The organism is Microcoleus sp. D3_18_C2 (assembly GCF_036702395.1).
In the GTDB taxonomy this organism is placed as follows: domain Bacteria; phylum Cyanobacteriota; class Cyanobacteriia; order Cyanobacteriales; family Microcoleaceae; genus Microcoleus.
This window is the reverse complement of record NZ_JAUBTG010000005.1, coordinates 41,140-52,354: the sequence shown is the minus strand read 5'-3', so window position 1 is coordinate 52,354 and position 11,215 is coordinate 41,140. Positions and strand designations below refer to the sequence as shown.

Sequence of the window (11,215 nt, the reverse complement as noted above, 5' to 3'; positions counted from 1 at the left end):
TAATGTTTAGCTTACTTCTTGGAGTATTTTAACTTCTTGCGGCAGAATCACGGTAAAAGTTGAGCCGACTCCTATTTCTGATACTAACTCGATTTTGCCTTGCAGCAGCGTGACGAGCCGCGATACTATCGCTAATCCCAGACCGGTGCTGTCGGTAGGAAAGAGCTGTTTGCCTGCTTCTCCTGCTTGAAAGAAGGGGTCAAAGATGCGGTTTGTATCTTCGGGGGCGATGCCAATGCCGGTATCTGTAATTGCGATCGCCCAATTTCCTTCTCCAGCATGGCGGCAACTTAATTCGATGCTACCAGATTCTGTATAGCGAATGGCATTGCTCAGCAGGTTGATCAGAATTTGTTGCAGCCGCCCATAGTCGGAGATTACTTGTGTTGGGCCGCCGTCGCTGGTAACGGCGAGCTTTAGTCCTTTAGCATCAGCAATTGGCTGCATCATTTCTACTACGGTGTTAATTACCGATCGTACATTAGTTGGCCGCAAGTTAAGTTTAATTTTTCCTGCCTCGGCGCGAGAAAGTTCTAGTGTGTCATTAATCAGGCGAAGCAACTGTCTGCCATTACGCAATACTCGCTCGATGTGTTCGATACCTGGGAGGGTATCTTTAATTTCAGATTGCCATTTTTCTTGGCGCAAGAACAGTTCGGAATAACCAATAATGGAGTTGAGAGGAGTCTTGAGTTCGTGAGCTAAATGGTAAACGTTTTCTTTATTAACGCTGACGAGGCGAGCGAGTTCTTGATTGGTGAGTTTTAACTGAGTTTGAATTTGTTGAAGTTCCTGGAGCCTCTGAGCGACGTAGCTATTGAAACACTGGGCAATTGCTTCGTCTACTACGGCATCTATCAGCCTAAAAGCTCTGAATACGTCGGCGGTGGTTCCTGCTAGCAATTCTGATTCTAACTGCGAGAATATTACTTGACGCAATAAGTGGTATTCCCTGGCTACTTCTGCTGCGTCGTAGCCTTGTTCTGCTCTGAGAAATCCGTGATCTAAACTGGCTTCAATTATTAGTTTTATTTCGCTGTTTTGATATTGGGAAAGCACTGTGGCCATCGCCGCCAGCAGGTGAGGTATGTGATTTTCGATTGCTGAGTGCGGTAATGCCTCAGCGCTTTCAATTTTCCGATCCTGACGAACTGCTTCAATCCACTTCTTGACGATAGTATCGGTTTTGTCGGCGAGCACTTGGCTGTAGTCCATGATGTCTGCGTGGGGGTTGAGTTTGGCAGAGATTGCCCATGCTTCATTGTAGTGGAGCGATCGCCAGATCGCCATATCAAACTTCGGGCGATCGCGACCCTGCCAAAAGAAGTAGTTTAGATGTGATTTTTTCCCAGTGCCGGAACTCTCTCTAGGGGTCGATCCCAGCTTGTTACTACAATAATCAGCCCTTCAACCTATTGACAGAAGAGCCATAAAGTAGTAGATTGCCTCACACTAATAGTTTTTAATTTTAAGTTTTAAATTTTTCAGGGGAATAAATGGAAAACGTACAAGCTGCGATCGCTGCAACAACATTTATATGTGTAATTTTCTTAATAATTACAGAATGGATACACCTCACAGTTGCGGCATTTCTGGGAGCGGTGATTCTGGTTTTTACCCACGTGATGACGTTAAACAACGCGATCGAATATATCGGTCGGAGTCACGCCACGCTGGGCTTATTCTTCGGAGTCATGGTAATGGTGAGAGCCTTTGAGCCTACCAAAGTATTTGAATACTTGGCAACTCAAATGGTGCTTTTGGCGAAAGGCAAAGGCAAAAATCTCTTGCTGGGTATTGTCGCAATTACTACCCCAATTTGTGCAGTTTTGCCCAATGCCACGACAGTCATGCTGCTAGCACCATTAATTCCGCCAATGGCAGAAGAAGTCGGTGTAGATTTTGTGCCGTTACTGATTTTAATGGTATTTGTAGCTAACAGTTCGGGACTGCTGACAATCGTGGGCGATCCGGCGACATTCATTGTCGGTGATGCTATTAACATGAGCTTTGCAGATTACCTGGTAAAGTTAAGTTTGGGCGGGGCAATTGCAGTAGGAGTGATAGTAGTTATGTTGCCTTGGCTGTTCCGCGAAATTTGGAACAAAAAATTAGACGATTTGGAACATTTGCCGCACCCAAAAATCAATCACCCACGAGTTTTAGCAGTGGGCGGTGTAATTATAGCTTTCGTGCTGACATTTTTTGTAATAGGAGAGTCTCTGCCCGTCCCTATTTCACCGGCAGCCGTTGCTTTGTTGGGGGCTGCTTTGGCAATGCTTTTAGCTCACCATTCCCAAATTGATTCTGTTAATAATATTTTGCGGGATTTAGATTGGAGCACGCTGCTATTTTTTATGTCTATCTTTGTGCTGATTGGCGGTTTGGAAAAAACCGGAGTTATCGGCAATATATCTGGAATATTAGCAGTGATTTTAGGTAAGAATATTTTTCTGGGTTCTTTAGTGTTGTTATTTTTTGTAGGTTTGATGTCGAGCGTGGTGCCAAATATTCCCTTGGTAGTGGCGATGGTGCCACTGCTAAAACAGTATGTTGTCAATATCGGGCTTGCACCGGCAGAGGTGCTGGCTCCGGATTTTGCAGGGCAGTTTCCACCTGCTGTGCTGCCACTGTTTTATGCGATGATGTACGGAGCAACTTTAGGCGGAAATGGCACTTTGGTAGGAGCTTCTTCTAATATAGTGGCGGCGGGAATTTCTGAACTCCACGGGCGCCGGATTTCTTTTCAAACTTTTCTGCGTTACGGGCTTCCTGTGATGGCGTTGCAATTGGTGGCTGCGGCTGTTTATGTAACTATTCGGTTTCTGATTTGAAGGAAGAAGGAAGAGGGAAGAAGGAAGAAGGAAGAAAAATTGATTGGTAATACCAAAGTATCTAAAATCGCCAATAGCTACTCCTCAAGACATATTGACAAAATGAAATGCTAGTGCTAATTTTATTGAAATTGGCTTAAAAAGTCAAGCCTAATCCAGCAGTGCGCGATCGAACCAAGCGTGTGGCTGGAGCGGAGGAACCAATTTTCGGGGCGAATCTCTACAGAATTAAAAAGCAAAGTTAAAAATTGCCAAATTTGAGTGTAATTTTTGATTTTGAAAACTAAGGAGAAGGACATCTCTCAGTCCTAGCCCGTCAGCTAACTTCGCAGGCATTGAGAAGAGACTGAAAAGCCAAATGTTCTGAAAAAGATTGTTTGGCTTCGTCAGTGTCTCAGGTTGGTATTGTTCAAGATTCTTGTACCTGCCCTGACTCTGAAGGAGTTTGAAATGTTCATACAGCTTAATTTATCTGCGATCGTAGTTGCAGGAGTTGCAACGTGGAAGCGTGTAAAACCCGTTGTCATCCGAGATGCAGTTTTGTTACCTGCTGCGGGTTTTTTGGGAATTCTTTGCTTGTGGTGGATTGTTGCCAGCTTCAACAGCGATTTGATTCCCACTCCCTATCAGGCGTTAATCGCTAATTTAGATTACATATTGCATCCATTTTACCAGCGCGGGCCTGGAGATATAGGCATTGGCTGGCTGCTGCTAGCGAGTTTGCGGCGGGTGTTGGTGGGATTTTTGCTGGGTGCAGCAGTTGCGATTCCCGTGGGATTTCTCATCGGGATGTCTAAACCAGCAATGATGGCGCTCAATCCGCTGATTCAAATCTTCAAACCGGTGTCGCCGCTAGCTTGGCTGCCCATAGCTTTATCGATTTTTAATTTAGCAGAGCCGTCGGCCATTTTTGTCATATTCATCACGTCTTTGTGGCCGACAATTATCAACACAGCTTTGGGAGTTTCTAACGTTTCCAAGGATTATCTGGATGTGGCGCAAGTTTTGGAAATGCCACGCTGGAGGCGAATTACCAAGATAATTTGGCCGGCGAGTTTGCCATACATTTTTACAGGTTTGCGGATTAGTTTGGGGATTGCTTGGCTGGTAATTGTAGCGGTGGAAATGCTGACAGGCGGCGTGGGAATTGGCTTTTTTGTCTGGGATGAGTGGAGCCGTTTGAACCTGAGTTCGGTATTTTTAGCGGTGTTTGTAATTGGCTTAACTGGACTTTGGCTCGACGCTGCTGTTGACAAAGTTCAGGAATTAGTAACGCATCGATCGGTCATTAATCATTAGCGATTAGTCAGTAGTCATCAGTCATTAGTCAGCAGCGAACAGTTAACTATCAACTGTCAACTGTAAGGTGCGTCGCTCATCGATGGTCGATTTTTGTTTGTGATGGTTGGTGGCGACGCACCCTACAACTACAACTTCAAATCTAAAATCTAAAATCTAAAATCTAAAATTGTATGAGTGACAAGTTTTCCAATGAATGGAAGCGCCGCGAGTTTTTGCAAGGAATGGGCTCGGCGGTGGCGGGAATGGCTTTATCTGGTTGTGGAATTAGCGCGGATCGATCGGCAAAAGGACTGACAGAAGAAGCCTCAGCCGTAAAGCAGGTTGTCGATTCCCGAACCTTAGAAAAACCAAATTTAACCGTAGGATACGTGCCGGTTAACGATTGTGCACCATTTGCGATCGCCTGGAAAAAAGGTTTTTTCCGCAAATACGGTTTAAACGTCCAACTCAACCGCGAAGCAAGCTGGGCAACCTCCCGCGATGGCCTAATCTTCGGCCGCCTCGACGCCTCCCCAGTCGTATCCGGCGCGGTCACAAACGCCCGAATTGGCGCAGAAGGAGCGCGGCACGCACCCCTGTGCGCGGCAATGACAATTCACCGCCACGGCAACGCCATGACGATGAACAAAGCTATGTGGGATTTCGGTTTGCGCCCGTGGCACGAATACAACGGCAATTTGGAAGAATTTGGCAAACAATTTCGAGCCTTTTTTGACAGTCAGCCACCAGAAAACAGGGTTTGGGCAGTTGTTCTGAGTTCTTCGATTTACGAATACTTTGTCCGCTACATATCGGCGGCTGCGGGTGTGAATCCGTTGAAAGAATTTCGGGTAATTATTGTGCCGCCACCGCAGATGGTAACTAATATCAGGATTGGCGCCATGCAGGCTTACATGGTGGCCGAACCTTGGAACACGCGGGCAATTCAAGGCAATTTGGGAGTGGGTTTTACCTTCGTGCAAGGCAAGGAAGTTTGGCTGGGGCATCCCGATCGCCTTTTGGGAGTAATGGAATCATTCATTGAGGAAAATCCGAAGACTTATTACTCGCTGGTTAAGGCAATGGTGGAAGCTTGTCAGTATTGCAGCAAGCCGGAAAATCGCAGTGAAATAGCGGCGCTGCTGACTGAGCGATCGTTTACGGGGGCGAAACCGAAACAAGGGGCGATCGACAAATTTACGCGACCGGCAATAGTTGGCGACTACAACTATGGAGGGTTTGACGAAAAAGACCGCACCATACAATCGTCCGATGCAACTATTTTCTATGACATTCCTAAGAATTTGCCTCAAATACCGGGAAATCATTCAACATTTATGTGGCAGTCTCAAAGTATTTGGTTGATGACTCAAGCCGCTCGCTGGGGACAGATTAAAGAAGTGCCGAAAAATGCTGAGGAATTAGCTAAAAAAGCTTGGAGAACCGACCTTTACCGACAGATTGTTGCCGAAATGGCGATCGAGTGTCCCCAGGAGGATTACCAAGTGGAACCTGCAGAACTTTTTATTGATAAACAGGCATTTGATCCTAGCGATCCGGTGGGTTATTTGAATAGTTTTGAAATTCGAGCCAACCGCCCTCAGTCTTTTTTTCAGTCTTAATGTTTGAGATGTTGCCTTTTCCCTCATGTCCCGCCAGGGAATAAATTCCCTGGCTAATAGCTAAAGTCGGTTGAAACCGACTGCCCAATTTGAGGATTTAGGCAATAGCCAGAAAAGTCAATTAACACTTTACTATTTTTGAGGAGAATACCGTGAGTCAATACACATCTACTTCTACCAGTACCAAAAATTCCGTCAAAAGCGATCGTCTATTTCTGGAAATAGAGAATTTGTTCAAGTCTTACAAAAATGGTGACGGTACAGAATTTAGCGTTCTCGAAAATATCAATTTAAGTATTGGAGAAAACGAATTTATTTCGGTAATCGGTCACTCTGGGTGTGGCAAATCAACGCTGCTAAAAATAGTGGCTGGTTTGGAAAAACAGAGCGGGGGAATGGTGACTCTGGAAGGAAAAGAAATTCGCAAACCTGGAGCCGATCGCATGATGGTATTTCAGCACTACGGCTTGCTGCCTTGGCTGACGGTGCGGGAAAATATTCGGCTGGCAGTTGATGAAGTTTTGCAAAGTCTTAGCCGCCCCCAGAAGATTAGTCTTGTCAACGAACACCTAGCAATGGTAAACTTAACGGCAGCAGCCGATAAATATCCAGACGAAATTTCAGGGGGCATGAAACAGCGGGTTGGGATTGCGCGAGCTTTGGCGATTCGACCGAAAATGTTATTAATGGACGAACCGTTTGGAGCGCTGGATGCTCTGACTCGCGGCAAGTTGCAGAAACAGGTGCTGGACATCTGGGAAAATCACAGACAAGCTGCAATGATGATTACTCACGATGTGGATGAAGCTATCTATATGTCCGATCGCATTGTACTGATGACAAACGGCCCGGCTGCGACGATAGGTGAAATTTTGTCAGTGCCGTTTGCGCGCCCGCGCGATCGCCAAGAGTTGCGGGAATCCCAGGAGTATTACGAACTCCGCAACTATGCTTTGAATTTTCTCGATCGCTACTTTACCCAAGACGAATAACGCCCGACGAACAGAGAAAACAATTCACTTAATAGAGGTCAAGCCTGTGAATCTCAAAACAATGTTAGCGCGTTTTGAAAGTGCATTGGGATACCAAAATTTAGCAGAAGAAATGGTATTGCTGCCGGAGCCAAAAGTACCCATTTCTAAGAAATCCAAATCTCCACAACAGCCAAAAACTATCAATTTTATTGTCGGTTACAACAGTTCTGCTCAAAGTCAAATAGCTCTGGATATTACCCTTTGGATGGCGCATCAAACTCGTTTAGTAACAACTAAAGAAGTCACGGTTCAAGTAGTCTACGTGATCGACGAAGCGCCAAAAGGTTACGGCGAAGATACTGGAAATTTTGCTGTGGAAAATTCCCTGGCTAACACGCCAAAATTGTGGGAATTAGAGGAAACATTCACCCTAAATTGTGCAGCGCCTGCGATCGCTTTACCCACCCAAATCCCCTCGGTATCCCAGCACAAAGATTGGATAGACCCGCATTATTTCCAAGCAATTTATGGTGAAAATAATGAGTACGAGGTTGCAGATAAGTTGCTGTGGCAAGCGCGCTGTTTGGCTGAGGAATGGCGCGGTTTATTCAAAGCTCATTTACGCATCGGGCGGGTTGCTACAGAACTGAGAAATGTGGTGGAATTAGAAGCAGCAAATTTACTCTTCTTGGGCTGCGATTCTGGCAACCACCCGCTGGTTAAGGAACTAGGCAATAATTTTCCGTGCTGCGTGCTCGGTATTCCTTCGGCACTCAGCTATCAGATGGATGTTCAGCCTGAAGAAAGTTTGAGCAAGTTACAGTTGGCGACAACTATACCTGCACGTTAAACTTGTTCACTCGTTGGGCCAGAATCTAAATATGTAAGGTGCAGCGCACCCTTTTTTTGCGTAAATTCTGTATCGTTCAAAAATTAAAAATGGTTTCCTCCCTCGAAGTCCTAATTATGACACAATTAGGACTTTTTTTGATGGTGGAGAATTTTAAAGTTATCGTCAAGGAAAATTATCGGCACTTATCTGATCGTAGACAGTTCGTTAACTAATTTTATCTTTCCCCGGCACACAGAGCGCAGCAGGCGATCGATCGAGCGTTTGTCTTCCTCAGTCAAATTTTCGTCAAAAATAGCAGCCATCAAACCGTACCTATCGGCTAGAGTAATGTAGCCATTTTGATTCACTTCGGCAAACAGCTCGCCCAAAGCAGATGGAATCAGGTGGACAGGAGTTTGCATAGTAATTGACTCTCTCACTCGACGATCGCGCGATCGGGCGTTTCTGCGGCAACCAAAGGCGATCGCACTATAAAAATTTATAGCTGTATTGCCTTTAAATGTGTGACAATAAACAGCAAAATTTGTGATAGTAAACAGCAAAATTTGTGAAGTAAATCACATTAAAAATTGGCGGATTATGCTAAGATTGCAGTTGCCGTTGAGCGAAGACATAGCAACTGCAAACTTAATTTTTTCTAAAGATTGAAAATCACCACTTCCTCCACAGGTTCAGCTAACTCAAACTTAAACACCCGCGAATAGAAATAGAATTCGCCATCCAGAGTTCTTTTGATATTTTCAGCACGGCGAAAACCGTGCTGTTCCCCTTCATAAGCAACATAAGCAACCGGCAAACCTTTAGCTTTCAATATGTCTACCATCATTTCCGCTTGATTGGGCGGAACCACTTTATCTTCTAATCCTTGAAAAAAGATAACGGGACAAGATAAACGTTCGGCGGAATGAATCGGCGAACGAGCTACATACAAATCTTTTCTTTCAGGATAAGGCCCGATTAATCCATCCAGATAGCGCGCTTCAAACTTGTGAGTATCCGTTGCCAAAGCTTCCACATCGCTAACTCCATAATAGCTCGCACCGGCCTTAAACACATCGCGGAAAGTAAGAGCGCACAGAGTGGTGTACCCCCCTGCACTGCCTCCGGCGATCGCCATTCTTTCGCCATCAACTAAACCTTTTTGAGCTAAATATTTAGCACCGTTAGCGCAGTCATCAACATCGACAATTCCCCAACTATCTTGCAGTCTTTTTCTGTATTCTCGGCCGTAACCAGTGCTGCCGCCGTAATTAACATCGAGCACGGCAAAACCGCGACTCGTCCAATATTGAATTTTCAAATTCATGCTACTAGAAGTAGCAGCAGTTGGGCCCCCGTGACTTTTCACAACAAGCGGCGGTTTTTCACCCGCAGGTGCTGCAAAATCTTGATTTTTCGGGGGATAGAAGAAACCGAAAGCAGTCAAATTGTTTTCCGTGGGAAATTCGATAGGTTCCGGTACAGAAAGATAACCAGAGTTGATGCTTAAATCGCTCGATTTTCGCAGAACTTCTAGTTGACTTGTTGCTAAATTTAATTGTACAATAGCACTAGATTCTGTCGGCGAAGCTGCCAGAAAAACCACATTTTCTTCCCGCGCTTTGACGGAGGAAATATCAGTGTAAGGCGTGTCAATTGTTGTCAAATGCTTTGTCGTTAAATCAAGACTCGCTAAATACCACAGGCCTTGCTGAGTGTAGGTGCAAATAATTTTGCTTTCCGAGACAACGGCATAAGTAGACATTCCAAAAACCCACTGAGGAAGTCCGAATTCAGCCGCCATTTCGCACAAGCTGGTTTCTATCTCTGCTTCCCCCCTTACCAAGGGGGGATTGAGGGGGGTTCTAGATTGCCAGCGGTAGAAATTCCACCAGTTAGACTTGTCAGAAACAAAATACAAAACTCCATCGGGCGACCATTCCGGTTGAAAAATCGACTCCTCAACCCCGCCAGCAACCAAGTATTTTTCACCTAAAGAACCGTCAGCCTTAATTTCTGCCACCCACAATTCTGTGCCATCCCACGGCATATTTGGGTGGTTCCAACAAATCCAGGAAAGTTGAGAACCGTCTGGACTTAAACGAGGGGAAGCATAAAAATCCTTGCCCTGAGTTAAGATTTGAATATCTTCGCCGTTATCTAAATTAATGCTAACAATAGTATTGACAGGTTCCCCCTCACCCGCATGGTCTTCGCGCACGCAAATCAGGCGATTTCGTTGCTTGTCAACTATCGCATCTGCATAGCGACAATTAGCAGCAGGAGTCAGAGGTTCGGGTTGAGAATTTAATGTTTGAACATAAATACGTTGGTCAGCAAAATGAGAGAAATAGACAACACCGCCAGCAACTGCAAAAGCAGCGCCGCCGTATTCGTTAACGCGAGTGCGAACATTAAAAGGATGCGGTGTCACGTCGTTGATTGTACCATCAGGAGTGCGCCGCACGAGGACGCTTCGCCCCGCTTCCGAAGGTCTTCCCTCAACCCAGTAAATATCATCGCCGTCAATAGCAATTTGTCCGAGTCCGACAGTTCCAGAAACAATTAAATCCGAAGAAATAGGTGATTTCCAAGAGCCGTAAGGTGATACTGTGGTCATATAGTTAAGGCAGTTGTGTTTCTCGCACAAAAAAATTAATATTTGTAGTTTACAGTAATTCAGTGACCGGGGAAGCAAAATGTCTAAAAAACTCGTACTAATGGATCACGACGGTGCAGTTGACGACTATCTCTCAGTCGTGTTGCTGATGACAATGGAGGAAGTCGAAACTCTGGGAGTAATTGTAACTCCTGCGGACTGCTACATTCAACCGGCGGTGAGTGCAACGCGCAAAATCCTTGATTTGATGGGGCGTTCAGAAGTTCCGGTGGCGGCGAGTACGGTGCGGGGACTCAACCCATTTCCGGCGTTATTTCGGCGAGATTCCTTTGCAGTCGATCGACTTCCCATTCTAAATGAAAAAGGAACCATTGACACGCCGTTAATATCAGAACCCGGACAAAACTTTATGGTGCGAGTTTTGCAAGATGCAGCCGCACCAGTCACATTAATGGTAACGGGGCCGTTAACAACAGTAGCGCAAGCTTTAGATATCGCGCCAGAAATTGAAAGCAAAATTCAAGAAATTGTCTGGATGGGAGGCGCCCTCAACGTTATCGGCAACGTTAGCAAAGATATGGAACCCGGACAAGATATGTCGGCGGAATGGAATGCTTACTGGGACCCGATAGCAATCGAGAGAATTTGGCAAACCCAAATTCCCGTTGTCATGTGTCCTTTAGACATCACGAATAATGTACCGCTAACTGTAGAATTTTCCAATCTCTTAGCCAAACAGCGCAAATATCCAATTTCCGACTTAGCCGGACAGTGTTATGCCCTAGCAATATCTCAAGATTACTATTTTTGGGACATTTTGGCAACCGCTTATTTAGCGCATCCAGAATTTTATCAACTGCGAGAATGGGAAACAGAAATTGTGACCGAAGGCATCAGCCAAGGACGCACAAAAGTTAAAATAGGAGGACGAAAAATTCAAGCAATGGATAAAGTAGACACAGCCAAATTTTACAAATACATATTACAACAGTGGGCGCGGTAAAAATCCCAATCTCTGCTAGAATCGAGCAAAATCTCCGTACAAACCCCCC

At 45.3% G+C, this 11,215-nt stretch carries 9 protein-coding genes and 1 riboswitch; of the genes, 6 read left to right on the top strand and 3 right to left on the bottom strand.

Annotated features, from left to right (window positions below):
- Positions 1–6 precede the first annotated feature (6 nt).
- On the bottom strand, positions 7–1,290 hold the full coding sequence (locus QUA88_RS05185; RefSeq protein ID WP_333055719.1) for a HAMP domain-containing sensor histidine kinase: 1,284 nt from the start codon (positions 1,288–1,290) through the stop codon (positions 7–9).
- A 206-nt stretch (positions 1,291–1,496) separates the two neighbouring features.
- Here QUA88_RS05185 and QUA88_RS05180 point away from each other — a divergent pair, with 206 nt between their 5' ends.
- The 5 genes from QUA88_RS05180 (at position 1,497) to QUA88_RS05160 (ending at position 7,561) form a co-directional block, all read left to right on the top strand.
- Positions 1,497–2,834, top strand: coding sequence for an ArsB/NhaD family transporter (locus tag QUA88_RS05180; protein ID WP_333055718.1), 1,338 nt, complete (start codon positions 1,497–1,499; stop codon positions 2,832–2,834).
- Positions 2,835–2,971: 137 nt separating this feature from the next.
- Positions 2,972–3,184, top strand: a riboswitch (cyclic di-AMP (ydaO/yuaA leader).
- 100 nt (positions 3,185–3,284) lie between these two features.
- Positions 3,285–4,133 carry a nitrate ABC transporter permease gene (ntrB, locus tag QUA88_RS05175; protein ID WP_333055717.1) on the top strand — a complete coding sequence of 283 codons (849 nt, stop codon included), beginning with the start codon at positions 3,285–3,287 and terminating at the stop codon, positions 4,131–4,133.
- Positions 4,134–4,306: 173 nt separating this feature from the next.
- Positions 4,307–5,737: an ABC transporter substrate-binding protein gene (locus tag QUA88_RS05170; protein WP_333270597.1), complete on the top strand. Its 1,431-nt coding sequence runs from the start codon at positions 4,307–4,309 to the stop codon at positions 5,735–5,737.
- Between the two features lie 152 nt (positions 5,738–5,889).
- A complete protein-coding gene (locus tag QUA88_RS05165) occupies positions 5,890–6,729 on the top strand; it encodes a nitrate ABC transporter ATP-binding protein (protein WP_333270594.1) in 840 nt (279 codons plus the stop codon).
- Positions 6,730–6,775: 46 nt separating this feature from the next.
- Positions 6,776–7,561: a universal stress protein gene (locus tag QUA88_RS05160; RefSeq protein WP_333232654.1), complete on the top strand. Its 786-nt coding sequence runs from the start codon at positions 6,776–6,778 to the stop codon at positions 7,559–7,561.
- Between the two features lie 185 nt (positions 7,562–7,746).
- Here the strand turns inward: QUA88_RS05160 and QUA88_RS05155 are convergent, their stop codons facing one another.
- Positions 7,747–7,965, bottom strand: coding sequence for a hypothetical protein (locus tag QUA88_RS05155; RefSeq protein WP_190741995.1), 219 nt, complete (start codon positions 7,963–7,965; stop codon positions 7,747–7,749).
- Between the two features lie 236 nt (positions 7,966–8,201).
- Positions 8,202–10,163 carry a S9 family peptidase gene (locus QUA88_RS05150; RefSeq protein ID WP_333055712.1) on the bottom strand — a complete coding sequence of 654 codons (1,962 nt, stop codon included), beginning with the start codon at positions 10,161–10,163 and terminating at the stop codon, positions 8,202–8,204.
- A 79-nt stretch (positions 10,164–10,242) separates the two neighbouring features.
- Between QUA88_RS05150 and QUA88_RS05145 the strand changes: the two genes are divergently transcribed.
- The gene (locus QUA88_RS05145) at positions 10,243–11,166 is read left to right on the top strand and encodes a nucleoside hydrolase (protein ID WP_333055711.1); all 924 of its coding nucleotides are present in this window, start codon (positions 10,243–10,245) and stop codon (positions 11,164–11,166) included.
- The last annotated feature ends 49 nt before the right edge of the window (positions 11,167–11,215 follow it).